Genomic DNA, 25,782 nt, shown 5'->3' on the forward strand with positions numbered 1-25,782 from the left:
ATTTGCCCTACCGCAGCCTGTCTACGCGGACGGTCGCTGCGGCCGGTGGACGGACAGGTCCGGGACGTTCACCACGATCGCCTCCTGCGTCGAGCGGGCGATCACGACCACGGCCTCCTCGGCCGGGTCCGGGTTCTCCTCACGGTGGGGGATGTTCGGCGGGACGAAGACGTAGTCGCCCGGAGCGGTGCGGATGCGCTCCTCCTCGCCGTTCTCGCCGAGGAAGACGAACTCGGGGTGACCGCTCACCACGTAGATCGCCGACTCCGAGTCGCCGTGATGGTGGTTGCCCGAGGACACCCCCGGCCCGACGTGCGTCTGCCCCATCCACAACCGCTCGGCACCGACGCTCTGCCCGCTGATCGCCGCCAGCCGGAGCATCCCCGAACTCTGGGTGGTGCCGGCGTGCAGCGCCCCGGCCGGAACGTGGTGCACCCGGGCGGCCGGGGGAAGGTCGGGGTGGAAGGCGTCGGTCACTGTCGGCTCCACGGCTCGCGGGCGGCCACCGGCAACGGAACGCCCTCTCCCGATCAGTATCCTCGGGGCCGATCCCCCGCGACACCCCGACCGCGATCACGAGCCGCACCAACTCGTGCCGGCATCACGGGGATACGGCCGACTCCGTCACCGGACCGAGGAGATCGCCGCAACGCCGTGCCGACCGCGCCGGCCACCTCGCCGAGGTCGAGGCCGAGGGCTGCCGGAACACCCGCAGGCCCTCCCCCGAGCGGGGGAGGGCCTGCGGGTGTGGGGGTTTCAGGGGCGGATCAGACCTGGCCGGCCTTCTCCAGAGCCTCGCAGCAGGTGTTGATCAGGAGGCGGGTGACGACGTAGGGGTCGATGTTGGCGTTCGGGCGACGGTCCTCGATGTAGCCCTTCTTCTCCACCTCGACCTGCCACGGGATGCGGACCGAGGCGCCGCGGTCGGAGACGCCGTAGCTGTAGACGTTCCACGGGGCGGTCTCGTGCTTGCCGGTCAGGCGGGACTGGATGTCGTCACCGTACTGGTTGACGTGCTCCAGCACCTTCTCCTGGGAGGCGCCGAGGGACTCGCAGGCGGTGATGATGGCGTCGTAGCCCTCGCGCATCGCCTTGGTGGAGAAGTTGGTGTGCGCACCCGCGCCGTTCCAGTCGCCACGGGCCGGCTTGGCGTCCAGGGTGGCGTCGATGCCGAACTCCTCGGCGGTGCGGTACAGCAGGTAGCGGGCGATCCACAGGTCGTCCGAGACGGTCAGCGCGTCGACCGGGCCGATCTGGAACTCCCACTGGCCGGGCATGACCTCGGCGTTGATGCCGCAGATGGCCAGGCCGGCGTCGATGCAGCGGTCGAGGTGCAGCTCGACGATCTCGCGGCCGAAGACCTCCTCGGCGCCGACGCCGCAGTAGTAGCCGCCCTGCGGGGCCGGGAAGCCACCCTCCGGGAAGCCGAGCGGGCGGGAGCCCTTGAAGAAGGTGTACTCCTGCTCGATGCCGAAGATCGACTCCTGCGCGGTGTACTTCTCCTCGACCTCACGCAGCAGGGCGCGGGTGTTGGACTCGTGCGGGGTACCGTCCGTCTCCAGGACCTCGCAGAGGACCAGGATGTTGTCACCGCCGCGGATCGGGTCCTTGACGACCTTCACCGGCTCCAGCACGCGGTCCGAGGCGTGGCCCTCGGCCTGGTTGGTCGAGGAACCGTCGAAGCCCCAGGTGGGGATCTTGTCGGCGTTGGGCAGGACGCGAGTCTTGGAACGGAGCTTCGCGGTCGGCTTGGTGCCGTCGATCCAGATGTACTCGGCCTTGATAGCCACGGCGTGTCCCTCGCAATGCTGGGTGGTGGATGCCCGCGTAGCGTCGCAAGCCGCCGTTTCCCGGTTGTTCCTCTCATGTAACGCGCATGTGAACCAACCGTCCGCGTTGGCACGGTCACAGTGCGGGAGTGCCGGGTGCGGCACTCCCGCCCTCAAGGGTGCCGGTGGGCCCGCTGCGGGCCTCGGTGCCCACCGGCCCGGCGCCGACCTCAGTGCCGACGGGCGTGCGCGGCCCGGCGGCGCCGGGTGGCCCAGAGCGCGGCCGCCCCGCCCGCGACCAGGGCGGCGGCCCCGGCGGCCAGCGGGCCGGTGGCACTGCTGCCGCCGGTGGTGGCGAGCTTCTGCGGCTTCTCCACCGCCGCCTGCGGCACGGCGGCCCGCGAGGTGGTGGCGTCGGCCACCGGCTGGGCGGCGGGCGCGCTGGTGGGCGCGGCACTCGGGGTGTCCGTGGCGGAGGGGGTGGCCGACGGTGCGGTGGGCTTCTCGCAGCTCACCGAGGCGACGGTGATCTTCCCGGTGACCTTGGCGACGTTCAGGTTCAGCGGGTTCACCTCCACCTGCACCTCCAGTGCCGAGGCGGCGGCGGTGCTCGTGGTGGTGGTCTTCTTGGAGAACTCCACCGACACGCTGCCGACCATCGGCACGTCGACCTTGGTCGGGCCGTACAGCCCGACGGTGACCGGCTTGCCCAGCACGCTCAGCTTGGCGGGCGCGACCACGTTCGCGGTCGGCTGCCCGTCGACCGGGCAGGTCACCTCGGCGCTCATCGCCTCCAGGCCGAGCAGCGCGGTGGCGGGCAGACCGGGGGCGTGCACGTCGGCGTTGACCAGCTTGACGGAGGCGGCGGTGCCCTTGGCGTCGGCGCGGGTGACGGACTTGCCGATGTCGGCCTTGACCAGCTCGACCGGGCCGGCCTGGTCGACCCCGTCCACCTTGGCGGTGAGCACCGATCCTCCCCCAGCCTCCGGCCGGGGGGACCCCCAGCTCTGCTCCGGCGTCTCCACCTTGTTGAGCGCGATGTTCACCGGGACGTCCACCGCCTTGTTCAACAGGCTGACGTCCAGGTCGAGTTCGGCGGTGACGGCGCGCGCCTTCCCGGGGGAGGGCGTGGCGGCCGGGGTCGGAGCGGCCTGAACGGGCCCGGCGGTGAGCAGTGTGCTCACCACCACGGCGGCGGATGCGGAAACGATTCGGCGAGAAGACATGGCGATACCCCCACACAGCTGAAACGATGAGCCGCCAGTCTTCTCGAACTATCCGTCACATGAGCAACACGGAACGTCATTTCACCCGTTGGAGTGAGTTTGACGCTCCGCGCCGACCACGGTCTGCTACGGCGGCAACTCCCCGGTGTTCAGCTCAGCGGCACGATCTCCGGGGCGCCGAGCCGTACCGCGTCCGCCGTCAGGTCGTCCGGCTGGTGCTGCGCCTCGCGCTCGGCCTCGACCCGCTTGAGGTAGTGGTCGACCTCGCGCTCGATCTGTTCCGGGCCCCAGCCGAGCGGGCCGGCCATCAGCTCGGCGACCAAGCGCGCGGAGTCCACGCCGCGGTCCCAGGTCTCGATCGAGATCCGGGTGCGCCGGGCCAGCACGTCGTCCAGGTGTCGGGCACCCTCGTGCGTGGCCGCGTAGACGACCTCGACCCGCAGGTAGTCGTCGGCGCTCGGCAGCGGCTCGCCGAGCGAGCGGTCCTCGGCGACCATCGCGAGCAGCTCGTGCACGAGCGAGCCGTACCGGCGCAGCAGGTGCTCGACCCGGGCGACGTGCAGGCCGGACTGCTCGGCAAGGGTGTGCCGGGCGTTCCAGATCGCGTGGTAGCCATCGGCGCCGATCAGCGGGACGTCCTGGGTGGTGCTCGGCGGGACCTTCTCGTCCAGGTTGCGCGCCGCCTCGTCCACCGCGTCCTTGGCCATCACCCGGTACGTCGTGAACTTGCCGCCCGCGACCACGACCAGACCTGGGACGGGGTGCGCGACCAGGTGCTCGCGGGAGAGCTTGCTGGTCTCGGCGGCCTCGCCCGCCAGCAGCGGCCGCAGCCCCGCGTAGACGCCCTCGACGTCCTCCGGCGTGAGCGGGGTCACCAGCACCTTGTTGACGTGTTCCAGCAGGTAGCTGACGTCGCTGGAGCTGACTGCCGGGTGGGCCTTGTCCAGGTCCCACGCGGTGTCGGTGGTGCCGACGATCCAGTGCCGGCCCCACGGGATGACGAAGAGCACGCTCTTCTCGGTGCGCAGGATCAGCCCGGTGCGGGAGTTGATCCGGTCGCGCGGCACCAGCAGGTGAACGCCCTTGGAGGCCCGGACGTGGAACTGGCCGCGGGTGCCGGCCATGCTCTGCGTGTCGTCGGTCCACACGCCGGTGGAGTTGATCACCTGCTTCGCCCGGACCTCGAACTCCTGCCCGCTCTCCAGGTCCCGGACCACCGCGCCGACGACCCGCTCGCCCTGCCGCAGGAACCTGGTGACCCGGCTGCGGTTGGCCACCAGCGCACCGTAACAGGCCGCCGTACGCACGATGTCGACGGTGATCCGGGCGTCGTCCACCTGCGCGTCCCAGTACTGGACGGCGCCGACCAGGGCGTCCGAGCGCAACGCCGGCGCCTCGCGCAGCGCCTGCCGCTTGAGCAGGTGCCGGTGGTGCGGCAGGCCGCGCGCGGTGCCGGAGGTGATCCCCATCGTGTCGTAGAGCAGCACGCCGGCGCCGACGTACGGCCGCTCCCAGATCCGGTGGGTCAGCGGGTAGAGGAACGGCACTGGGCGGACCAGGTGCGGGGCGAGCCGCTGGAGCAGCAGGCCGCGCTCCTTGAGAGCCTCGGCGACCAGGCGGAAGTCGAGCATCTCCAGGTAGCGCAGGCCGCCGTGGATCAGCTTGCTGGAGCGGCTGGAGGTGCCGGACGCCCAGTCGCGGGCCTCCACGAGTCCGACGCTCAGGCCCCGGGTGACCGCGTCGAGCGCCGAGCCCGCGCCGACCACGCCACCCCCGACCACCAGCACGTCGAGCTCGCGCTCAGCCATCCGGGCGAGCGCCTCGGCCCGGGCCTGCGGGGAAAGCGACACCGGCTTCACCATGGGTCAGCCCTTCTCTCTCGTTCAGGTGCTACTTGCTCTCGCGGAAGTGCTACTTGACGTCGACCCAGTCGAGGGTGCGCTGCACGGCCTTCTGCTCGTGGTCCCCTGGTCCACCGCTCCGACGAACTCTGGCATGGCTGCCGCCTCTGCTTCCGGGCTTCCGTTCCGCTTCCGCGTCCGCGTCCGCCGGGTGGGGCTGGTACTGCCGGCCGGTACGCCCACGACTCAGCCGATCGGATTGATCGGCTCGATCGGAGCCCGGCCGGGCTCCTCGGGCCCCTCGGCCCCGAGATGGGGAGTGACCAGGTAGCGGTACGCGACACCGCCGACCAGACAGCCGATCAGCGGGCCGACGATCGGCACCCAGAAGTACAGATGGCCGTACTGGTCCCGCCAGGCGTGCGAGTATCCGGTGAGGTAGCTGGCCAGGCGCGGTCCGAAGTCGCGGGCCGGGTTGATCGCGTAGCCCGCGTTGGTGCCCCAGGCCATGCCGATTCCCACCACGATGAGGCCGACGACGAGCGGGCCCAGGTTGGCTTCGGGCGGCGTGTTGAGCACGTCGCCCACCGCGAGCACCAGGAAGACCAGGACGGCGGTGCCGATGACCTGGTCGCGCAGCGCACCCCAGTCGCTGACCGGAGCCGTGCCGTTGCCCGGGAGGGTGGAGAAGACGCCCTGGGTCTTGAGGGTGTGGCCGGGATCGACCTTGTTGAGCACCTCGGTGTAGTTCCAGCGCACCAGCAGCGCCGCGACGAACGCCCCGGCGGTCTGTGCCAGCACGTACGGCAGCACCTTGCGCCACTCGAATCCCTTGAAGACGGCGAGCGCGACGGTGACCGCCGGATTGAGGTGGGCTCCGCTGATCCGAGCGGCCGTATAGATACCGAACGTGACACCGAGGCCCCAGCCCCAGGAGATGCTGTCGTGATTGCCGATGCCACCGGCGACCACCTGAGCCACCACGCCGACACCGAAGAGGATCAGGATCATCGTGCCGGCGAACTCCGCGCTGAGTTCGCCGAGCAGTCTTCGGGTGGAACCGTGCGTGGCCCTGCTCGCGCTCGACGCCTTTCCCGTGTTCTCCGCCATGGCATCCGATTCCCGTCGACCGGGGGCGCCCGTGAAGGCTGTACGCGACCCAGCCTCCGCGAGAACCGGCACGGTGGCCTGCGGAGACGGCCGTTCGAGCCACAGACGCTCGGGCCTGCCCCTACGGGGGGTGGCGACACGGACGATCGGGGCGCATCATCAGCTGCTGATCGCTCCTCATTCGACAGCGCACCGACGGCGATGACGTCGAGCCTGCTGGCGCGCCCCGCCCGATGGGACGGCCCGACTCCACCGGCCTAAGGAAGTCGCCAGTCCACCGGCTGCGCCCCCTGCCGCACCAGCAGCTCGTTCGCCCGGCTGAACGGCCGGGAGCCGAAGAAGCCGCCGTTCGCCGAGTACGGGCTCGGGTGCGCCGACTCGATCGCCGGGATCTCCCCCAGCAGCGGCCGCAGGTTACGGGCGTCGCGCCCCCACAGGATCGCCACCAGCGGGCCGCCGCGCGCCGCCAGCGCCCGGATCGCCTGCTCGGTGACCTCCTCCCAGCCCTTGCCCCGGTGCGCGGCCGGCTTGCGCGGCGCGGTGGTCAGCGCCCGGTTGAGCAACAGCACACCCTGATTGGTCCACGGGGTGAGGTCCCCGTTGGACGGCTGCGGCAGGCCGAGGTCGTTGCCGTACTCCTGGAAGATGTTGATCAGGCTCGCCGGGATCGGCCGCACCTCCGGCCCCACCGAGAAGCTGAGCCCGACGGCGTGGCCGGGGGTCGGGTACGGGTCCTGCCCGACGATCAGCACCCGTACGTCGGCGAACGGCTGCTGGAAGGCCCGCAGCACGTTCGGCCCGGACGGCAGGTAGGTACGGCCGGCGGCCAGTTCGGCGCGCAGGAAGTCGCCCATGGCGGCGACCCGCCCGGCGACCGGCTCCAGGGCGGTGGCCCAACCGGGCTCGACGATCTCGTTCAGTGGACGCGGTGCCATGGTCGTCACCCTATCGGCCCATACCGACAGAGCGTCACCACAAATGATCACCGCGAACGATCACCCCGTCGGCCGCCCCCGCAGCACCACCAGCCCCGGGTCCGCGAGCACCCGGACGTCCGCCCGGGGGTCCTCGTCGTACACCACGAAGTCCGCCGGGGCGCCCTCCGCCAGCCCCGGCCGCCCCAGCCACTCCCGCGCGCCCCAACTCGCCGCCGACAGCGCCTCGGCCGGGCTCAGCCCCGCCTTCACCAGCTCGGCCACCTCGTCCGCGACCAGCCCGTGCGCGAGCGAGCCGCCCGCGTCCGTGCCGACGAAGATCGGGATGCCGGCGTCGTGCGCGGCGCCCACCGTGTCGTACCGGCGCTCGTGCAGCCGCCGCATGTGCGCCGACCAGGCCGGGAACTTCTTCTCGCCGCCGGCCGCCAGCTCCGGGAAGGTGGTGATGTTGACCAGCGTCGGGACGATCGCCACCCCGCGCTCGGCGAAGGCCGGGATCAGCTCCTCGGTCAGTCCGGTGGCGTGCTCGACGCAGTCGATCCCGGCCGCCAGCAGGTCCGGCAGCGACTCGGCCGCGAAGCAGTGCGCGGTGACCCGCGCGCCCTCCTCGTGCGCCGCCGCGATCGCCTCGACCAGCGCGTCGCCGGGCCAGCAGGCGGCGAGGTCGCCGCGCTCGCGGTCGATCCAGTCGCCGACCAGCTTCACCCAGCCGTCCCCGCGCCGGGCCTCGGCCCGCACGTACGCGGCGAGGTCGCCGGGCTCGATCTCGTGCGCGTAGTTGCGGATGTAGCGGCGGGTGCGGGCGATGTGCCGCCCGGCACGGATGATCCGGGGCAGGTCCTCGCGCTCGTCGATCCAGCGGGTGTCGGCGGCCGAGCCGGCGTCGCGGATCAGCAGGGTGCCGGCGTCACGGTCGGTGAGCGCCTGCTTCTCGCTGGTCTCGGCGTCCACGGCGCCGTGCGCGTCCAGTCCCACGTGGCAGTGGGCGTCCACCAGGCCGGGCAGCACGAAGCCGGTCACCGTCCGGACGTCCCCGGCGGTCGGCGGGCGGGTGAAGGTCACCCGGCCGTCCACCACCCAGAGTTCGTCCCGGACCTCCTCCGGACCGACCAGCACCCGACCCCGGACGTGCAGCACCGCACCTTCGCTCATGGCCGCACTCTACCGACGGGGGCGCTCCGTGTAAGCAGTCAGAATGCGGCAGACTCGTTTCCGGCACCCACCCACCCTGCGAAAGGTTTCCCAGTGAGCCCCTTCCTCGACCTCCCCCCGCTCAGCGCCGCCGAGTTCGCGGCGATCGAGGACCAGGTGGCCGCGCTGCTGCACACCGAGGCCGACGTGATCGTGACCCAGGGTGAGGCGCTCCTTCCGCTGGAGGCCGCGATCCGCAGCGCCGCGCACCCGGGCTCCACCGCGCTGAACATCGTCACCGGTCCGTACGGGCAGACCTTCGGCAACTGGCTGCGCTCCTGCGGGGCCGAGGTCGTCGACCTCGCCGTGCCCTTCGACAGCGCGGTGAGCGCCGCGCAGGTGGCCGAGGCCCTGGACGCCAACCCGGCCGTCGACTTCGTCTCCCTGGTGCACGCCGAAGCCGCGACCGGCAACACCAACCCGGTCGCGGAGATCGCCGCCGTGGTCCGCGAGCACGGAGCGCTGCTGATGCTCGACGCGGTCGCCTCGGTCGCCGCCGAGCCGCTGCTCACCGACGAGTGGGGCGTCGACCTGTGCGTGATCGGCGGCCAGAAGGCGATGGGCGGCCCGGCCGGGGTCTCCGCCGTCTCCGTCTCCGAGCGCGCCTGGGAGCGGATCGCCGCCAACCCGGCCGCCCCGCGCCGCTCCTACCTCTCCCTCCTGGACTGGAAGGAGCGCTGGACCGACGCCGGTCGCGCCGTACTCCCGCACGCCCCGGCCCAGTTGGAGATGCTGGCGCTCGGCGCCTGCCTGGACCGGATCGCCGCCGACGGTCTGCCCGCCGTGATCGCCCGCCACCGCGCCGCCTCCGCCGCCACCCGGGCCGGCGTCCGAGCACTCGGCACCCTCACCCCGTACGTCCACGAGGACGCCCACGCGGCCCCGGTCGCCACCACCCTGCGCACCCCGGCCGGCCTGCACGCCGCCGAGCTCGCCGCCGCCCTCGACCCGGCCCTGCCGGTCCAGCCCGGCGGCGGCACCCTGGCCGCCGGGATGCTGCGGGTCAACCACTACGGCCCGGCGGCCTCGCTGGAGACCGTCGGCGCCTGCCTGACCGCCCTCGCGACGGCCACGAAGGCCGAGGCCGAGCCCGCTCTGCTGGCCGCCGAGGCCGCCTGGGCCGCGACCGTCCAGGCGTAGCGTCACGACGAAGCGGCCCTCCGATCGGGGGGCTGCTCCTCGTCCGAGCACTCAGTGCCCGCCCGCGTCCACCACCTCGACGCCGCGGATGTTCCGCTCGATGTCCTCGGCCGGCAGCGAGACGGACAGCGCCCAGTAGTAGACGAGCAGCGAGAACAGCGCCACGACCGCGATGTCCCACCACAGCGGCAGGTTCCCCCGGGCGCCCACGCCGAAGGTGCCCTGCCAGGAGATGATCCCCATCCCGACCAGGTAGACCGGCAGCCACTGCCCGGCCTTGAAGTCCATCCGCGGCGCATTGGGCGCCCCCTTCGACGCGGCGTACGCGGAGTACCCGCCGAGCAGCACGTACCCGATGATGATCGCCAGCCCCAGCCGCCACAGGGTGTCCCAGCCGGACCAGTAGATGATCAGGCTCGCCACCACGAATGCCAGCGGGGAGATGACCGTGCCGCCGGGCAGGTAGTACGAGCGCTCCATCCCCGGCAGCCGCCTGCGCAGCGCCCCGAAGGCCAGCGGCGCGCCCGCGTACATCAGCACGACGGCCGAGGTGATGAAGCCGACCAGCCGCTGCCAGCTCGGGAAGGGCAGGAAGCAGAGCACGCCGGCGACCCAGGCGATGACCAGGCCGAGCCAGGGCACCGAGTTGCGGTCGGTGTACTGCAGGGCGGGCGGCGCGTACCCGTTGCGGCTCAGGCCGTAGGTGACCCGGGAGCTGGAGGTGATGTAGACCAGCCCGGTGCCGGCCGGCGAGATGACGGCGTCGATGAAGAGGACCGTCGCCAGCCAGCCGAGGCCGATCAGCCTCGCGAGGCCCGCGAACGGGCCGCTGATGCCGGGGTAGTCCAGCTTGGCCCAGCCGCCCGCGAAGGCCGACGGCGGCAGGGCGCCGATGAACACCACCTGGAGCATCACGTAGACGATCGTGCCGATCACCACCGACCCGATGACGGCCCGGGGGATGTCCCGGCGGGGGTTGCGGCTCTCCCCCGCCCACTGGATGGCCTGCTCGAAGCCGAGCAGCGCGAAGATCACGCCGCTGGTGCTGATGGCCGCCAGCACGCCCTTGGCCTCGCCCGGCGCGAAGCCGTGGACGGTGAAGTTGGAGCCGTGGAACTCGGTGAGCCCGAGCGCGAAGATGGTCAGGATCGGGACGGCGACCTTCCATACGGTAGCCACGCTGTTGGTGTGGGCGAGAAGCCTCACCCCCAGGAAGTTGATCGCGACGAACACCCCGAGCAGCACGGCCGCGACGACGAACCCGGCACCGGTCAGCGTCAGGTCCTCGTTCAGGAGGCCGCGCGCCCAGGGCCAGTGCCGGGCGTAGTTGATCATCGCCTGCACTTCGATCGGCGCGATGGTCGCCGCCTGCAGCCAGGTGAACCAGCCGAACGACATCCCCGCGAACCCGCCGAAGGCGTAGTGCGGATACCGCGCCGTACCGCCCGCCACCGGGAACAGCCCGCCCAGCTCGGCGTGGATCAGCGCCAGCAGGATGATCGCCACCGCGCCGATGCCCCAGGACAACAGGGCGGCGGGCCCGGCCGCCACCGCCGCCTTCTGCGCCCCGAACAGCCAGCCCGAGCCGATGATCGCCCCGACCGAGGCCCAGAGCAGTCCGACGAGGCCGACCTCGCGCTTGAGCCCGGCCTGCCCCGTGGGGGGCGATGACGCGGTGTCGGGATGGGCCATGGCGCAGCCGCCTCTCGCCTCGGGGAAATCCCCCCGACAGTGCCGCAGCACCCGGGACTCCCCCGCGCTGAAACGCGCTCCGGCCCACCCCTGTCAGCCAGACGGAGGAAGTGGCCGACGGTGCCGCCCGGTCCCCCTTCGCAGCAATGCCACCGGTGTGTCGTCCTGCGCCTCGATCAGTTCCCCGTCGCGCCGCATGATCAGCGGATACGCCTCCGAGAAGTCGGCGGCAACGGCCACCGGCCGCCAGGCGCGCCCGTCCCACTCGACCACCAGCCGGGGAACGTCCTCGAACGGATGCAGCCCCCGCCGATCCTCGGGCGCGAGCACCAGCGCGTCCCGCGTCCCCTCCGGCCGATCCCGACCGGCCCGGGCGCCGTACCACTCCGCGAGCGACTCATCCTCGGGAAAGACCACGTCCTGATCCTCCAGCTCGAACCTCAGAACAAACCGCCCCGGCCGACGAGGCCGGGGCGGTTCATCCGCTGGGTCAGACTGCGCCGAACTCCCCACCTCGCACGGCGGAGACGAAGGCCGACCAGGCATCGGTCGGAAAGACCAGGGAGGGGCCCTCGGGGTCCTTCGAGTCACGGACGGGAACAGCGTCAGAGGCGACCAAGTTCCCTGCTACCTCCACGCAGTCGCCACCGTTGCTGCTGTACGAAGATTTGAACCACATGGGTTCATTCGCGGTCACGGTAGTCCTCCCTCAGCCGGCTGATCAGGGCCACGGACTCAGCTTGTGAGAGCACGAGGGCCTGTAGCTGATAGTAGGCCGTGAGTACCGGCAGCACTGCGCCGCTATCCCGCTCCAGGTGCCCCTGCTGCGCCGATTCCGCGTAGGAGATCAAGGACCGATCGGGAAGAGTGAGGATGTTCACCGGGAGGTCGAACGACCGCTCTTCGCCTATGGCATACGGAGCCACCTGGAGCATCGTGTTGGGCATCCCGGCGAACTCAACAAGCTGATCCAGCTGAGCTGCCATGACCGCAGGTCCGCCGACCGGCCGACGGATGCAGCTCTCATCCAGGACGACGTGGATCAACGGCGAGGGCTCCCGACGCATGGTGGCCTGTCGGCGCGCAAGGTAGGCCACCCGTTCATCAGCCTGACTCTGTGTGATGCTGCCTCGGCGGACCGCTCCCGCTGCGATGGCTGCTGCGTAGTCCGTGGTTTGGAGCAGACCCGGCACGATCCCGAGAGTGAACAGCCGCAGCTCCACGGCCTTCGACTCCCGAGCCACGTACTGCGGAAACCCTTCGAGGAGCGCCGAGGTCTTGAGATCGAGAGCCTTGCGGGCGAACACGCGGTCCCACCCAAACACCTTGTCAAGTTCCCGCGCGAGGCGCCGGGTTGGGGGACGTCGACCAGTTTCCACGGCCGACACATGCGTCGCGGAGTAGCCGATGGCACGGGCCAGATCTTCCTGGGTCCACCCCCGTGCTTCCCGTGAAGTGCGCAGAAACACGCCGAACTTCGCCGCAGGGCCCGCGTCGGGGTCCAGCTCAACCTTGTTCAAGGGCCTTGATCCCTATCTCTTCGAGCAGATTTGACAGCTTGAAGACCCCCTAAGCATAGAGGACAGTTTGCGCCCTGGGTAGTCGTCTCACTACAGAGAGGAATGGGCGTTGAAGCTGCAACGAACCCCGTCGGGCCAGCACGTCCCCCGACTCCGCGAGGCCGGTCCGGCCGCCTCGCGCAAGGGAGTTGAGGGAAACCCGAACCGCACCGAGCGCTTCCAGGTGGTGATCTACCTGGCCAAGACCAGTCCCGCCTTCCCCGAGTTGGAGATGCGCAGCTGCGAGGAGTACGCGCTCGCCTACGACTGGGAGGTGCCCCTGACCGTCGTGGACGACGAGATGGAGAAGTCCCCGGAGCAACGCCCCCTGCTCCTGGCCGCGTTGCAGACGGTCAAGGACAGGGGCGCCGGAGCGATCCTGGTCCCCTCCAGGGCGACCGTCTCCCCCATCGACGGCGAGTTCGACGAGTTCGCCGCCCAGGTCGAGAAGGCCGGCGGCTTCCTCCAGGTGGCCCGCCGATGAGCCAGCGATACGGGATCGTTCCCGCCGACACCCACGACGGAGCCTCGTACCCGGTCTGGGTCATCCGGGACCGTGAGACCGGCCACCTGGTGAAGGCTCTGCCACCCCGCCCCGAACCGCTGCGGTTCTACTCGTACGACCAGGCTGAGCGATGGGTACGTGCCAACGAGCAGCCTCACCCGGACCCGGAGGTCGCCTGATGGCCACCACCCTCTCCCGCAAGCGATACGAGATCCGTCTGATCAACTCCCGGAGCCCGCACTTCCTCCTGGTGGAGTGCTGGGGCCTGTGGGACCCGGACCAGCATCGGTACCTCCGAGTGCGAGGCAGCTCGGACCGAATCAGGCGCTTCTATACCCGCGCCGCCGCCGAGGCGTACCTCCGTCCCGCGCCCGGCAGCCCCCTGTAGCCGGGCACACGGCAGTCACCGCGCGGGCCCCGTCCTGGCGGGCAGGACGGATCCGCGCGACGGGGCAACCCGGGTCAGGCAGGCACCTCGGCGAGCGCGCGGAACTCGCGGGCGTGCTGGGCGGCGAGGTCGACGTTCTGCTCCGAGCCCCGGGCGTACTCGCCATAGATGCCCAGCATGCTGCCGTCGCCCCACAGGCAGAGCGCGCTGACCGTACTGCCGTCGGCACCGAAGGAGCCGCAGCGCATCACGCCGCCGCGCCCGCCCGGGTCCGTGTCGGCGAAGCCGGCGCGCAGCTCCGGCGTGGGGAGTTCCTTGGCCATCAGCTCCTCCAGATCCTTGGCCGGGTCGGCGGAGTGCTGCGGCATCGCACGGATGGTGATGTTGCGGACCTGGTCGGCGCTGATGTAGCTGGTGCCCACGGCCGAGGCGGGCAGGTCTCCCTTCGCGACGCCGCTGCGGATCAGCTTCACGGAGGCGGAGTCCGGGACGTCCGGCAGTCCTTGGAACTCGCTCGGCGGGCGGTACGTCCAGTCCGCCGCCGTCGCGACGGGGGCAGTGCTCGGTGCGGCGGCCGGGGTGCCGGTGCCGTCGGTGCAGGCCGCCGCCAGGGCGGCCAGGGCCACCAGCGCGACGGCTCTCGGAAGTCGATCATTCACCGGCATATCCGAGCAGGTCTGGACCACCCCGTGCAATCGTTTTCGGCCACCTCTCCCGGCACAGTTCCCGCAGCGTTCACCCGCCCGGCACCCGGAACTCATCGGGGGCAGGCAGGCTCCGGCTCAGCTGGTGAAGTTGGCTATACAACTCCACCTGAGACACCGCCGAGAAGGAGACCGTCCGTGACCGAGCTGCCGCCCTACTGGCTGCGCGACAACTGCCCGTGCGGCGAGTGCCGGGACCCGCGCAACGGGCAGAAGCTGTTCCAGATCAACGACCTGCCGTCGGACCTCACCATCGCGGCGAGCAAGGAGATCGACGGGAACCTGGAGGTGCTCTGGTCCGACGGGCACCGCTCCCGCTACCCGCTCACCTGGCTCCGCGAGGAGGCCGACGGCGACGGCCGCACCGAGCTGGACAAGCGGCTCTGGACGGCCGCCGACTTCGCCCGCGGCATCCCCGAGGCCGACTGGGCGACCTACCTCGCCGACCCCGCCGAGCAGGCCGCCGTCCTCGCCGCCGTCCGCCGCAGCGGCTTCGCCGTGCTGCGCGGGGTGCCGACCGTGGAGCGGCAGGTCCTCCGGGTGGCCGAGAGCTTCGGCTACGTCCGGGTCACCAACTACGGCGAGCTGTTCGACGTCCGGGTCGAGCCGGATCCGAACAACCTCGCGTTCACGGACAAGGCCATCGCCCCGCACACCGACAACCCCTACCGGGACCCGGTGCCGACCCTCCAGCTCCTGCACTGCCTGGAGAACTCGGCGACCGGCGGCGACTCCGGCCTGGTGGACGGCTTCAAGGCAGCGGCGATCCTCCGGGACGAGTCCCCCGAGGACTTCGAAACCCTCACCCGCACCCCCGTCCCCTTCGTCTTCCGCGACCGCCGCACCGAGCTGCGCGCCGACCGCCCGCTGATCGACGTGGACCCGCTCGGACGGATCCGCGAGGTGCGCTTCAACAACCGCTCGATCGGCACCCTGCGCGGTAGCGGAAGCGACCTGGAGGCCTTCTACGCGGCCTACCGCCGCTTCGCCGCGATCACCCTGCGCCCGGAGCTCCAGCTCACCTTCCGGCTCGACCCGGGCGACTGCCTGGTCTTCGACAACACCCGCCTGCTGCACGCCCGTACGGCCTTCGAGCAGGACGGTCGGCGCCACCTCCAGGGCTGCTACGCCGACCTCGACTCACTCGCCAGCACCCTCGCCGTGCTGAACCGCCGCACCGCCGCCCTGGACAACATCGCCGAGCTGTTCGCGGGCGAGGGCGCCGGGGAGTACCTGGGCGAGGCCGTAACCATGGCCGAGCACATGCTGCAGGCCGCCGCGGCGGCCGAGGCGGCGGGGGCGCCGGACCACCTGGTCGCCGCCGCGCTGCTGCACGACATCGGACACTTCCAGGGCGCCCTGCACGGACGGGACCTGATGCGCGGACAGGACAACCGGCACAGCGACACCGGCGCCGACTGGCTGGCGCAGTGGTTCGGCCCGGAGGTCACCGAGCCGGTCCGGCTGCACGTGGCCGCCAAGCGCTACCTGTGCGCGGTGGAGGACGGCTACCGCGCCCGGCTCTCCGAGGCCTCCGAGTACACCCTGCGGGTCCAGGGCGGTCCGATGGACGAGCGCGAGGCCGCCGCCTTCGCCGAGCTCCCGGGCGCCGCCGACGCGGTGGCCGTGCGCCGCTGGGACGAGCGGGCGAAGGAGCCCGGCGCGAACGCGCCGGACTTCGAGCACTACCGCCCGCTGCTCGCCGCGCTCATGCGCTAGCGCCAGTACGCGAAGCACGCCCGGGAACGGGGCCTCAGTCCATCTCCCGGGCGTGCCGCGAAAGCGCCGACGTGGCCAGCGAGTTGTGCACGCTGAAGGCGACCGTCCCGGGCAGGTAGCGGTCCTGGGACCACTCCACCGGCGTGCCGGTCGGGTCCGTCGTACGCCGCCGCTCGCGCAGCAGCGGGCCGCCCCGGCGGCAGCCGAGCAGCCGGGCGTCCTCCGCGTTGGCGGCGACGATGTCGATGGTGTGGTCGGCGTCGGTGAACAGGATGCCGTGCTCGCGCAGCACCTCGGTGTGCGAGACCACGTCCGGCGGCAGCTCGGCGACGATCTCGCCGACCCGCGGCGGGTAGATGGTGCGCTCGACCATCACCGGCGTGCCGGAGAGCGTGCGCAGCCGGACCGTCACGTACACCTCGGCGCCCGGCTCCAGGCGCAGCTGCTCGCGCTCGGCGGCGTCGGCCGGGCGCCGCACCAGGGAGTCCAGGATGCCGCCGGGCTCCTCGCCCATCGAGTACGCCCAATGGGTGAAGCTGAGCAGTTCGGAGAAGCTCTGCACCCGGGCGCCCCCGAGCACCACCCGGCGGGTGCCGCGACGGGAGGTGACCAGCCCGTCCGAGCGCAGGACGGCGAGCGCCTGGCGGACGGTGCCGCGGGAGACCCCGTACTGCTCGGCCAGCGTGCCCTCTGCGGGCAGCCGGCCCGCCTCGCCGTACGCGCCGGTGGTGATGGCCTCGCGCAGATCGGCGGCCACCTTGCGGTACAGGGCGCCGGCAGCGCGCTCGGCGGGGCGCCCGGGCTCTACTGCCACGTCAGTCAATGTCCCTCCTGGGGCGGTGTCCTGCGCAGCCGTACCGGCGCGGACAGCCCGACCATATCCCGCTGCGCATTCAGAGCATCGCACCGAACGGATCACGCTCCGATGGCCGGATTCCACCGTTCCCGCAGCCGACCCCGGTTCTGAGTCGTCCGTTCACCTTCCCGTCACCGAACTCCGGCGTACTTACCCCCGTCAGCGAAGTTGGCTAGTCAACTCGGACGGATCCGAACTCACCTCGGACGGCTCCGGACCGCCACTCGCCTGATCCCCCGATCAAGACACCCGCTTGCAGTTCCCCCTTCTCAGGAGACTGACCCGTGTCCGTGCACCGCGCCCGCACCGCCGCCTTCGCGGCCGTCCTGACCGCCGCCGCGCTGTCCCTCACCGCCTGCGGTTCCGCCGGCTCCTCCTCCGCGAAGTCCGGCGGCGACGCCGCGGGCGGCAAGAGCGCCAAGACCGCCACCTCCGTCGCCGACTTCGGCGGCATGGACGCCCTGGTCGCCGCCGCCAAGAAGGAAGGCAAGCTGCACGTCATCACGCTGCCGCGCGACTGGGCGAACTACGGCAAGCTGATGGACGACTTCAAGGCGAAGTACGGCATCGAGATCGAGGACGAGAACCCGGACGGCTCCAGCCAGGACGAGATCAACGCGGTCACCTCCCGCAAGGGCCAGGACCGCGCCCCCGACGTCGTCGACCTCGGCTCGGCCTTCGCGATCAGCGCCGGCAAGCAGGGCCTGCTGGCCCCCTACAAGGTGACCGACTTCGACAAGATCCCGGCCACCATGAAGGACGCCAACGGCCTGAGCTACAACGACTACGGCGGCTACATGTCGATCGGCTGCGACGCCAAGAAGGTGTCCGTCTGCCCGAAGACCTTCGCCGACCTGCTCAAGCCCGACTACAAGGGCATGGTCGCCCTGAACGGCAACCCGACCAAGGCCGGTGCCGCCTTCGGCGCCGTCTACGCGGCCGCGCTCGCCAACGGCGGCTCGCTGGACAACATCCAGCCCGGCATCGACTTCTTCGGCAAGGTCAAGCAGGCCGGCAACTTCAACCCGGTCGAGGTCACCCCGGCGACCATCGAGAAGGGCGAGACCCCGATCAGCATCGACTGGTCGTACCTGAACGCCGGCTACAGCGACAAGTTCAAGGACAAGGGCATCGACTGGCAGGTGGCCATCCCCTCGGACGGCTCCTACGCCCAGTACTACAACCAGGCGATCAACAAGGACGCCCCGCACCCGGCCGCCGCGCGCCTGTGGGAGGAGTACCTCTACAGCGCCCAGGGCCAGAACGGCTTCCTCGGCGGCTACGCCACCCCCGCCCTGTTCGACTCGATGAAGGCCGCCGGCACCCTGGACGCCGCCGCCTCCGCCAAGCTGCCGGCCGTCGAGAAGCCCTTCACCACCTTCCCCACCCAGGACCAGACGGACGCGGCCAAGAAGGTCGTGACCGAGAACTGGGCCAAGGCGATCGCGGGCTGACCTGAGATGACCACGGCTCCCACCCCGGTGCCGGCCACCGCCTCCGCCGCCCAGAGCGGCGGGGGCGCCACCGCCGGCCCCGTCACCCCCACCCCGGCCCCGGCCACCGCCGCCACCGCGGCGACCGCCAAGGCCCCCCGCCCGGCCAAGCGCCGGGCCGGCGGCAGCCGCGCCTGGCTCGCCGCCCTCCCCCTGCTGCTCTTCTTCGTGATCGGCTTCGGCCTGCCGGCCGTCGCGATCGCCATCGGCGCGTTCACCACCTCCTCGGACGCACCCGACGGCGGCGGCACCTTCACCATGGACAACCTCACCGGTTCCCTCCAGGGCGCGTACTGGACCGCCCTGTGGGGCAGCGTGAAGCTCTCGCTGCTGACCGCGCTGATCGCCACCGTGGTCGGCCTGCCGCTGGCCCAGGCCGTGGCGACCTCCCGCTTCCGGGCCTTCCGCGAGGCCGTGATGTCCGCCTCCGGCGTGCTCGCCAACTTCGGCGGCGTCCCGCTGGCCTTCATGTTCGTCGCCACCCTCGGCAACGCCGGTGAGGTCACCAAGAAGCTCGGCCTGACCAAGCACGGCTGGAACCTCTACACCTTCTCCGGCCTGTCGGTGGTCTACCTCTACTTCCTGGTCCCGCTGATGGTCATCACCATCACCCCGGCCCTGGAGGGCCTCAAGGCCCAGTGGCGCGAGGCCGCGTACAACAACGGCGCCACCTCGGTGCAGTACTGGCGGCACGTGGCACTGCCCGTCCTGCTGCCCTCGCTGCTCGGCGGCTTCGTGCTGCTGTTCGGCGCCTCCTTCGCCGCGTACGCCACCGCCGAGGCCATGGTGGGCAGTTCGGTGCCGCTGATCTCGATGCAGATCGGCGACGCGCTGTCCGGCAACGTCCTGGTCGGCCAGGGCAACCTCGCCCTCGCCCTCGGCCTCGACATGATCGTGGTCGCCTGCCTGGTGATGGCCCTGTACCTGCCCCTTCAGCGCCGGAGTGCCAAGTGGCTCGCCTGATCAATCGCATCCGTTTCGGCCGCGGCCTGGTCCTGCTGATCTGCGGGATCTACTTCGCGGTGCCGATGGCCGCCTCGCTGTGGTTCAGCATCGACGACAACAAGGGCGGCACCACCTTCCGCGCCTACACCGAACTGCTGAACGCCCCCGGGTTCACCGACAGCCTGGTGCTCAGCCTCGAACTGGCCGCCGTCACCGTCGCGGTGCTGCTGCTCCTGCTCGTCCCGGCGGTGCTCGCCGCCCGGCTCGGCGCGCCGAAGCTGGGCCCGGTGATCGAGGTGATGTGCTCGATGCCGCTGGTCGTCCCGGTCGTCGCGCTCACCACCGGCATCATCGGCGTGCTGCGCTGGGGCCCGGACTACCTGCAGGACACCCCGCTCTTCCAGACCATCGTGGCCATCCAGGACCCGAAGTTCCCGATCGTCCTGGTCATCGCGTACGTGCTGATGGCGCTGCCGTTCGCCTACCGGGCGATCGACGCCGGCCTGCGCGGCGTGGACGTGGTCACCCTGGTCGAGGCCGCCCGCAACTGCGGGGCCGGCTGGCTGCGCGCGGTGTTCACCGTCGTCCTGCCCAACCTGCGCAGCTCGCTGCTGAACGCCGCCGTGCTCACCGTCGCCCTGGTGCTCGGCGAGTTCACCACCGCCTCGATCCTCGGCTTCGCCCCCTTCTCGGTGTGGATCAACTCCAACGGCAAGAGCGACGGCCAGATGTCCGTCGCGGTCTCGATGCTCAGCCTGCTGATCGTCTGGCTCGTCCTGCTGCTGATGTCCGCCGTCGGCCGCGGCCGCAAGACCGCCCGGTCCTGAACCACCCCCCGCTTTCCAGGAGTCACCAGTCATGACCACGGCCACCGCCCCCGTCACCGGCGTCGCGCTCGCCCCGGGCAGCGCCACCGTCGAGTTCCGCTCGCTGCGCCGCTCCTTCGGCGCCACCACCGCGCTCGACGGCCTCGACCTGACCGTCCACCCCGGTGAGCTGGTCGCCCTGCTCGGCCCGTCCGGCTGCGGCAAGACCACCGCGCTGCGCATCCTGGCCGGCTTCGAGCAGCACGACTCGGGCGAGGTCCTGGTCGACGGCCAGGACATCACCTCGATCCCGGCGCACAAGCGCGACGCGGGCATGGTGTTCCAGTCGTACAGCCTCTTCCCGCACCTGACCGCGCTGGACAACATCGCCTTCGGGCTGCGGATGCGCGGCACCGGCAAGGCCGAACGCCGCAAGCGCGCCGAGGAGTTGCTGGAGCTGGTCGGCCTGCCGCACCGCGCCGGGCACTACCCGCACCAGATGTCCGGCGGTCAGCAGCAGCGCATCGCGCTGGCCCGCGCGCTCGCCCTGCAGCCGCGCGTGCTGCTGCTGGACGAGCCGCTGTCCGCGCTGGACGCCAAGGTCCGCCTCCAGCTGCGCGAGGAGATCCGGCGCCTGCAGCAGGAGTTGGGCATCACCACCCTGTTCGTCACCCACGACCAGGAGGAGGCGCTGTCGATGGCCGACCGGGTCGCGGTGCTGCGAGCCGGCAAGCTGGAGCAGTGCGCCACCCCGTCCGAGCTGTACGGCCGGCCGGCCACCGCCTTCGTCGCCGAGTTCGTCGGCACCATGAGCCGCATCCCGTGCACCCGCACCTCGGACGGCGTCGAGGTGCTCGGCCGCCGGCACGCGGTGGACGGCGCGATCCCGGCGGACGGCGACCTGCAGGTGCTGGTCCGCCCGGAGAACGTCACCCTCACCCCGTCCGAGAACGGCCCGGCGCTGGTGATCACCGCGTCCTTCCTGGGCGCCGTCACCCGGCTCACCGTCCGCCTGGACGACGGCACCGAGGTCAAGGCCGACCTGCCCACCGAGGCCGCCGCCGCCCTGCCGGCCGGCTCGCGCGCCGACCTCACGCTGCCGGAGCGCCCGGTGCTGGTGGACCGCCGTACCGCCTGAGCCCCCCGCTGCGGGAGAATCCCCTGCGAAGGGTCCCGCCGCCGAGGGTCTTCCACCGCCCCTGCACCGTCCGAAGAAGCCCGAAGGTACCGCCATGCCTGAAACCGCCATGCCCGAAACCGAGTCCGCACTCCCCTCCGCCGTCCTCTTCGACATGGACGGCACCCTGGTCGACACCGAGCAACTGTGGTGGCAGGCCGCCGCCGAGCTCGCCGAGGAGCTGGACCGCCCGCTCACCGACCAGGACGCCCCCGAGGTGCTCGGCCAGGCCGTCGAGCACACCGCCGCCCACCTGCACAAGGTCAGCGGCACCACCCTCGGCGAGGCCGAACTCGCCGCCCGGCTGGGCGAGTCCTTCGCCGCCAAGGTCGCCGCCGAGACGGTGCCGCGCCCCGGCGCGCTCGCCCTGCTGGCCGCGCTGCGCGAGGCCCGGGTGCCCACCGCACTGGTCTCCGCCTCCCCGCGCCGGGTGGTCGACCTGGTGCTCTCGGCGATCGGCCGCGACTGGTTCGAGGTCACCCTGGCCGCCGAGGACACCGCGCGCACCAAGCCCGCGCCCGACCCGTACCTGGCCGCCGCCGAGCGGCTGGGCCTGGAGCCGGCCGTCTGCGTCGCCGTCGAGGACACCCCGACCGGGGTCGCCTCCGCCACCGCGGCCGGCTGCGCCGTGCTCGCCGTTCCGTCCACCGCCGTCCCGATGCCGGACGGCGACCGGATCACCCTGCTGACCAGCCTGGAGCAGGTCGACCTCGCGTTGCTCGGGAAGCTCTGCGCCGCGCCGGCGGTTTGACAGCGACATGTCCTACCTCCTGCTCGCCCTCGCCATCATCAGCGAGGTCTGCGCCACCAGCTGCCTCAAACTCACCGAGGGGTTCACCCGCCTCTGGCCCAGCATCGGGGTCGGCATCGGCTACGCGCTCTCCTTCTTCCTGCTCGGCCGCGCCCTCAAGCACATACCGGTCTCGGTCGCGTACGCGGTCTGGTCGGGCGCCGGGACGGCGGCGGTCGCCGGGATCGGCGTGGTCGCCTTCGGGGAGTCGCTGGGCAGGCTGCAGTGGCTGGGGCTCGCGCTGGTGATCGTCGGGGTGGTCGTGCTCAACCTCAAGGGCAGTCACTGAACAGTCACTGACGAATCGTCACATCGCGTGCCACCGGGCCGGGGTGGGAAGTCGGACGCACCGACTTCCCGCCCCGGCCCGTTTGTTGCCGCAGAGCGCGGCATCTCGCGCTGCGGACGTCAACACCACGCCGTCAACACCACGCCGCCTCCGCGCAAGGATCCCGTGCGCATACGGGCCGAGGCCCGGCAGCGTGGATCGCCCACGCACCGACGGCGTTATGCTCGGCCGGTCCGACAACCGACGCATCGGGGGAGAAAATGGCCGATTTCACGGTCAGTCCCGAGTTCCTGGCCAAGCTCGCCAAGGACCTGAAGGACTGTGGCGACGAACTCGACCAGGGGCTGAAGGCGCTCAAGGAGGCGAGCCGCGACGGACTCGGCTTCGGCTTCCTGGAGGACGCCGGCAAGCACTTCCAGGAGAAGTGGGAGTACGGCCTCAAGAAGGTCCGCGAGTGCGTCAAGGTCCTCGACGACGGCCTGGACAAGGTCGCACAGTCCTACGACGGCACCGAGAAGAGCATCACCAAGGCCCTCACCCCGGCGGCGGGGCAGTCGTGACCGACCCCAAGCCCGACTGGTCCGGCCTCGGCTTCAACCCGGCCCCCGGCGACCCCGCCGCCGTGGCCGGCCTCAGCGGCAGCCTGCGCCGGGTCTCCCAGCACCTGACCGGCGTCCACACCACGCTCACCCAGATCTCGGACAACCAGGGCCAGTGGACCGGCGAGGCCGCCAAGTCCTTCGCCGCCCAGTTCGGCAAGCTCCCCGGCTACCTCCAGGACGCCGCCGACTCGATCACCGCCGCCTACCAGGCCCTCGACACCTGGTACCAGACGCTCAACGAACACCAGCCCAAGGCCGCCGAGTTGGCCCGCGCCGCGATCGCCGCCAAGCAGGGCAAGGAACAGGCCGAACAGGCCCACCGCACCGCGGCCGCCGCCCCCGACCTCGAACTGGCCGGCAAGAGCTTCCCCGACGACGCCTCCCTCGCCGCCGCCGAACAGCGCTACACCGCCGCCAAGAAGCACCTCGACGAGGCCACCAGGCTGGTCAACAGCGCCACTTCGACCCTCACCGGCCTGCAGAGCCAGGCCCACGAGCTCGCCGAAGGCCACAAGTCCGACGCCCGCAAGACCGCCACCGCCATCCGCAAGGCCGCCGACAGCAAGGCCCCACCGGAGCCGGGCTGGCTCAGCAAGGTCGGCAACTGGCTGAAGAACCACGGCGCCGACCTGCTGACGGTGGCCGCGGGCGTCTGCGGCGTGGCGGCGATCTTCTTCCCGGCGTTCGCCCTGCCCGCGATCCTGCTGAGCGTCGCGGCGGCGGGCGCGCACGCGACCCAGTACGCCGCCAAGGGCCAGCTGTGGCCACCGCAGAAGAACGTCGGCAACTGGCTGACCCTGGGCGGCGACATCCTCGGCGCGATCCCCGGGGTGGGGGTCGCCGCCAAGGGCATCACCGCCGTCCGCGAAGCGAGCGCCGCCGGTTCGGGCGTGCGCGGGGCCGTGGCGGCCGGGACGACCGAGGTCCGCACCGCCGCCCGCGCGGTCGACCCGGCCAACCCGATCTTCACCACCGCGATCGAGAAGCCCGGCGTCAAACTCGGGCTCTCCAAGGCCACCGCGATGAACGTCTCCGACGGCGTCCAGGCCGCCACCACCGCCGGGCTCAACGCCCCGACCGCGTACGCCCTCACCCAGGACAACCCGAGCGACGGCCTCACCAGTGCGGTCAGCTACACCACCGGCGCCAACAACCTCATCGGCTCGGGCGGCCTCGCGGCCGGCGGCGGCAAGGCCAACGCCATCGTCGGAACCGTGTCCACCGTCGGCAACCTGCTCGGCGTGGGCGGATGGGCGGCCGGCTATGGCCGTTGAGACCGCGTTTCCCCCGCTCTGGCTGACCTTGCCCGCGGGTTTCACCGCCGTCGACCTGGACGAGGACCTCGGCGACCGGATGGCCCGCGCCGCCGAAAGCCTGGACACCCTGTTCCCTGACACCCTCCCCGAGCAGAAGCTCGGCGTCGTGATCGCCGCCGAGACCGCCCTGCAGGCCCAGCTGCGCGAGGGCGCCGTCCACGTCTCCAGCTGCCTGGTCCGGGCCGAGGACGGCGAGCCGATCCACGGCATGCTCGCCGTCTTCGTCCGCCCGCAGGAGCTCGACCCGCGCGGCAGCTACCCCGACCGCGTCGCCGAGGAGTTGGCCGAGGCCTGGCCGGACGCCGACGTCGGCGTGGTGGACCTGCCCCTCGGCCGGGCCGCCCTCGCCGCACGGGAGTTGACCGTCCCGGTCCCGGGCGCGGTGTGGGGCGTGCCCGACTCCACCGTCAGCACGGTGCGTCAGCTCGAACTGCTGATCCCGCACCCGTGGAGCCCGCACGTGGTCGCCGCGGTCTTCACCACCGAGGACCTCGACTACTGGCCCGAGTGGCTACCGCTGCTCGCCGAGGCGTTCCGCGGCATCTCCTTCCACCCGCCCCGGGACGAGAGCCTCGACAACCTGCCGCCCGAGCAGTGGGACAACATCCGAAAGGCCTTCGGGTGACGGTCTCCCGAGACGATCGGACCACGCGCACCGGCAACGGCTGGCTCCGCCGTGCCCTCGCGCTCATCGGCATCCTGACCTGCCTGTTCATCGGCGTCGTCCTCGCGAACGTCTACGTCGGCAACCTCCTGGCCTTCGTCCTGGGATTCCTGTACCTCATGGCGGTGGGCGTCGGAGTCTCGAAGCTCGGAGCTCCCGGAAGCGACCCCGGGTTCAAGGCCTTCGGCGCCTCTCTGGCCCTGGCCTTCCTCGTCCTTCTGATGGCCACCGGAGCAGGTGCGGACGCCTGGCACAACATGGTGCTGTCCTCGGGCCGGGACGTGCATGCCGTGGTCGTCACCGAGCACGTCGAAAAGTCCTCGCGCGGATCGACGACGCGTACGTACACCCTCGTGTCGAGGGGCGAAGGAACCGTCCCGGGCGGGCCATTGAAGCCCGATTCCGAGCGGTTCAAGCCCGGCGACACGGTCACCGTCCGGATGGACCCGGCCGGCCGCGTCGCGCCCAAGCTCCCGGGTGAGGCCGACTCACCGGCCTCCCTCTGGCTCGCCATCGGGCTCAACGCAGGCTTCGCGCTCATCCTGCTCTGGTTCGCCCGGCCCGACCCACGCTCCCCCAACAGTCAGTCAAGTCCATCACTAGAGCACATAAAGTGATGGTCGTCACGCGAACCATCCACAACCCCAGCCCTCTGACCAGGCATCTCACCCCTCGCTGCTAATGACGCGACAAAAAGTACGGGGGATGACGCCATGGCAGATGACGCAGCGAAGGCCGGCGGGCCGGAGTTCAAGATCGCGCCGGGGGACCTGAAGGCCGCCGCGCCGACCTTCGAGACCCAGAGCAAGGCCCTCAAGGACGCGCTCGACAAGCTCAAGAAGAGCCTCACCGAGGACGGGGCCCCCTGGGGCAGCGACAAGCAGGGCAACGAGTTCGCGGCGGCCTACAACACCCCGCACGACCACGTGCTCTCCGCGCTCGACGTCCTGGTCAAGGGCATCAACAGCATCAACGAGGGGCTGCACGCCCACGCCGACAACCACACCGGCACCGACAACAAGGTCAAGAAGGACATGTCGGCATGACCGGCGCCCATTCCCGGCC

Annotated in this window: 29 protein-coding genes; 16 read left to right on the plus strand and 13 right to left on the minus strand. The window is 71.3% G+C overall.

What is annotated here, in order from left to right; translation table 11 throughout:
- Positions 1–21 precede the first annotated feature (21 nt).
- The 7 genes from ACFVWU_RS11495 to ACFVWU_RS11525 form a co-directional block, all read right to left on the minus strand.
- Positions 22–477 carry a cupin domain-containing protein gene (locus tag ACFVWU_RS11495; protein ID WP_387618265.1) on the minus strand — a complete coding sequence of 152 codons (456 nt, stop codon included), beginning with the start codon at positions 475–477 and terminating at the stop codon, positions 22–24.
- Positions 478–767: 290 nt separating this feature from the next.
- Entirely contained in the window at positions 768–1,790 is a 1,023-nt protein-coding gene (glnII, locus tag ACFVWU_RS11500; protein WP_380612239.1) for a glutamine synthetase, read from the minus strand.
- Positions 1,791–1,999: 209 nt separating this feature from the next.
- A complete protein-coding gene (locus ACFVWU_RS11505) occupies positions 2,000–2,995 on the minus strand; it encodes an SCO1860 family LAETG-anchored protein (protein ID WP_387618268.1) in 996 nt (331 codons plus the stop codon).
- Positions 2,996–3,144: 149 nt separating this feature from the next.
- Positions 3,145–4,857, minus strand: a complete 1,713-nt coding sequence (locus tag ACFVWU_RS11510) for a glycerol-3-phosphate dehydrogenase/oxidase (protein WP_387618271.1) — start codon at positions 4,855–4,857, stop codon at positions 3,145–3,147.
- Positions 4,858–5,082: 225 nt separating this feature from the next.
- Entirely contained in the window at positions 5,083–5,946 is an 864-nt protein-coding gene (locus ACFVWU_RS11515; protein ID WP_387618273.1) for an MIP/aquaporin family protein, read from the minus strand.
- Between the two features lie 257 nt (positions 5,947–6,203).
- Entirely contained in the window at positions 6,204–6,881 is a 678-nt protein-coding gene (locus ACFVWU_RS11520) for a uracil-DNA glycosylase (protein WP_387618276.1), read from the minus strand.
- A 60-nt stretch (positions 6,882–6,941) separates the two neighbouring features.
- A complete protein-coding gene (locus ACFVWU_RS11525; protein ID WP_387618279.1) occupies positions 6,942–8,033 on the minus strand; it encodes an amidohydrolase family protein in 1,092 nt (363 codons plus the stop codon).
- A 93-nt stretch (positions 8,034–8,126) separates the two neighbouring features.
- Between ACFVWU_RS11525 and ACFVWU_RS11530 the strand changes: the two genes are divergently transcribed.
- Positions 8,127–9,212, plus strand: coding sequence for a pyridoxal-phosphate-dependent aminotransferase family protein (locus ACFVWU_RS11530; RefSeq protein ID WP_387618282.1), 1,086 nt, complete (start codon positions 8,127–8,129; stop codon positions 9,210–9,212).
- 51 nt (positions 9,213–9,263) lie between these two features.
- Here ACFVWU_RS11530 and ACFVWU_RS11535 read toward each other — a convergent pair whose 3' ends face one another.
- The 4 genes from ACFVWU_RS11535 to ACFVWU_RS11550 all read right to left on the minus strand — a co-directional run bounded on the left by ACFVWU_RS11535 (position 9,264) and on the right by ACFVWU_RS11550 (position 12,424).
- Entirely contained in the window at positions 9,264–10,904 is a 1,641-nt protein-coding gene (locus ACFVWU_RS11535) for an APC family permease (RefSeq protein ID WP_387618284.1), read from the minus strand.
- A gap of 93 nt (positions 10,905–10,997) precedes the next feature.
- Complete coding sequence (locus tag ACFVWU_RS11540) at positions 10,998–11,321, minus strand: DUF6087 family protein (RefSeq protein ID WP_387618287.1); 324 nt, start codon at positions 11,319–11,321, stop codon at positions 10,998–11,000.
- Between the two features lie 73 nt (positions 11,322–11,394).
- The gene (locus tag ACFVWU_RS11545; RefSeq protein ID WP_387618381.1) at positions 11,395–11,583 is read right to left on the minus strand and encodes a DUF397 domain-containing protein; all 189 of its coding nucleotides are present in this window, start codon (positions 11,581–11,583) and stop codon (positions 11,395–11,397) included.
- A gap of 4 nt (positions 11,584–11,587) precedes the next feature.
- Positions 11,588–12,424 (minus strand): Scr1 family TA system antitoxin-like transcriptional regulator, encoded by an 837-nt coding sequence (locus tag ACFVWU_RS11550; protein WP_387618290.1) that lies wholly within the window; start codon positions 12,422–12,424, stop codon positions 11,588–11,590.
- A 109-nt stretch (positions 12,425–12,533) separates the two neighbouring features.
- Here ACFVWU_RS11550 and ACFVWU_RS11555 point away from each other — a divergent pair, with 109 nt between their 5' ends.
- From ACFVWU_RS11555 to ACFVWU_RS11565, 3 genes are read left to right on the plus strand one after another with little or no spacing between them, the layout of a single operon-like run.
- A complete protein-coding gene (locus ACFVWU_RS11555) occupies positions 12,534–12,947 on the plus strand; it encodes a hypothetical protein (RefSeq protein ID WP_387618293.1) in 414 nt (137 codons plus the stop codon).
- The gene (locus tag ACFVWU_RS11560; RefSeq protein WP_387618295.1) at positions 12,944–13,147 is read left to right on the plus strand and encodes a hypothetical protein; all 204 of its coding nucleotides are present in this window, start codon (positions 12,944–12,946) and stop codon (positions 13,145–13,147) included. Before ACFVWU_RS11555 ends, ACFVWU_RS11560 begins: the two co-directional genes overlap by 4 nt.
- Entirely contained in the window at positions 13,147–13,356 is a 210-nt protein-coding gene (locus ACFVWU_RS11565; RefSeq protein ID WP_387618298.1) for a hypothetical protein, read from the plus strand. The genes ACFVWU_RS11560 and ACFVWU_RS11565 overlap by 1 nt, the downstream gene beginning before the upstream one ends.
- Before the next feature lie 74 nt (positions 13,357–13,430).
- Here the strand turns inward: ACFVWU_RS11565 and ACFVWU_RS11570 are convergent, their stop codons facing one another.
- Positions 13,431–14,015 carry a hypothetical protein gene (locus ACFVWU_RS11570; protein WP_387618301.1) on the minus strand — a complete coding sequence of 195 codons (585 nt, stop codon included), beginning with the start codon at positions 14,013–14,015 and terminating at the stop codon, positions 13,431–13,433.
- A gap of 183 nt (positions 14,016–14,198) precedes the next feature.
- On the opposite strand from ACFVWU_RS11570, the gene ACFVWU_RS11575 reads away from it, so the two are divergent.
- Positions 14,199–15,779 (plus strand): phosphonate degradation HD-domain oxygenase, encoded by a 1,581-nt coding sequence (locus ACFVWU_RS11575; protein ID WP_387618304.1) that lies wholly within the window; start codon positions 14,199–14,201, stop codon positions 15,777–15,779.
- Between the two features lie 34 nt (positions 15,780–15,813).
- On the opposite strand, the gene ACFVWU_RS11580 is transcribed toward ACFVWU_RS11575, so the two are convergent.
- The gene (locus ACFVWU_RS11580; protein WP_380612227.1) at positions 15,814–16,593 is read right to left on the minus strand and encodes a GntR family transcriptional regulator; all 780 of its coding nucleotides are present in this window, start codon (positions 16,591–16,593) and stop codon (positions 15,814–15,816) included.
- A gap of 326 nt (positions 16,594–16,919) precedes the next feature.
- Here ACFVWU_RS11580 and ACFVWU_RS11585 point away from each other — a divergent pair, with 326 nt between their 5' ends.
- The 11 genes from ACFVWU_RS11585 to ACFVWU_RS11635 all read left to right on the plus strand — a co-directional run bounded on the left by ACFVWU_RS11585 (position 16,920) and on the right by ACFVWU_RS11635 (position 25,763).
- Positions 16,920–18,089, plus strand: a complete 1,170-nt coding sequence (locus ACFVWU_RS11585; protein ID WP_387618306.1) for an ABC transporter substrate-binding protein — start codon at positions 16,920–16,922, stop codon at positions 18,087–18,089.
- Between the two features lie 6 nt (positions 18,090–18,095).
- Positions 18,096–19,091: an ABC transporter permease gene (locus ACFVWU_RS11590; RefSeq protein WP_387618308.1), complete on the plus strand. Its 996-nt coding sequence runs from the start codon at positions 18,096–18,098 to the stop codon at positions 19,089–19,091.
- Positions 19,091–19,900 (plus strand): ABC transporter permease, encoded by an 810-nt coding sequence (locus ACFVWU_RS11595; protein WP_380612306.1) that lies wholly within the window; start codon positions 19,091–19,093, stop codon positions 19,898–19,900. Before ACFVWU_RS11590 ends, ACFVWU_RS11595 begins: the two co-directional genes overlap by 1 nt.
- A 31-nt stretch (positions 19,901–19,931) precedes the next feature.
- Complete coding sequence (locus tag ACFVWU_RS11600; protein ID WP_387618311.1) at positions 19,932–21,017, plus strand: ABC transporter ATP-binding protein; 1,086 nt, start codon at positions 19,932–19,934, stop codon at positions 21,015–21,017.
- 94 nt (positions 21,018–21,111) lie between these two features.
- Positions 21,112–21,807, plus strand: a complete 696-nt coding sequence (locus ACFVWU_RS11605; protein WP_387618314.1) for an HAD family hydrolase — start codon at positions 21,112–21,114, stop codon at positions 21,805–21,807.
- Between the two features lie 7 nt (positions 21,808–21,814).
- Complete coding sequence (locus ACFVWU_RS11610; RefSeq protein ID WP_355672618.1) at positions 21,815–22,135, plus strand: multidrug efflux SMR transporter; 321 nt, start codon at positions 21,815–21,817, stop codon at positions 22,133–22,135.
- 260 nt (positions 22,136–22,395) lie between these two features.
- On the plus strand, positions 22,396–22,695 hold the full coding sequence (locus ACFVWU_RS11615) for a hypothetical protein (protein WP_387618317.1): 300 nt from the start codon (positions 22,396–22,398) through the stop codon (positions 22,693–22,695).
- Entirely contained in the window at positions 22,692–24,011 is a 1,320-nt protein-coding gene (locus ACFVWU_RS11620) for a putative T7SS-secreted protein (protein WP_387618319.1), read from the plus strand. The genes ACFVWU_RS11615 and ACFVWU_RS11620 overlap by 4 nt, the downstream gene beginning before the upstream one ends.
- Positions 24,001–24,678 carry a hypothetical protein gene (locus ACFVWU_RS11625; protein ID WP_387618322.1) on the plus strand — a complete coding sequence of 226 codons (678 nt, stop codon included), beginning with the start codon at positions 24,001–24,003 and terminating at the stop codon, positions 24,676–24,678. Before ACFVWU_RS11620 ends, ACFVWU_RS11625 begins: the two co-directional genes overlap by 11 nt.
- Positions 24,675–25,334, plus strand: coding sequence for a hypothetical protein (locus ACFVWU_RS11630; protein ID WP_387618325.1), 660 nt, complete (start codon positions 24,675–24,677; stop codon positions 25,332–25,334). Before ACFVWU_RS11625 ends, ACFVWU_RS11630 begins: the two co-directional genes overlap by 4 nt.
- Before the next feature lie 96 nt (positions 25,335–25,430).
- Positions 25,431–25,763, plus strand: coding sequence for a WXG100 family type VII secretion target (locus ACFVWU_RS11635; protein WP_387618327.1), 333 nt, complete (start codon positions 25,431–25,433; stop codon positions 25,761–25,763).
- The last annotated feature ends 19 nt before the right edge of the window (positions 25,764–25,782 follow it).

This window comes from Kitasatospora sp. NPDC058190 (genome assembly GCF_042883685.1).
GTDB lineage: Bacteria > Actinomycetota > Actinomycetes > Streptomycetales > Streptomycetaceae > Kitasatospora.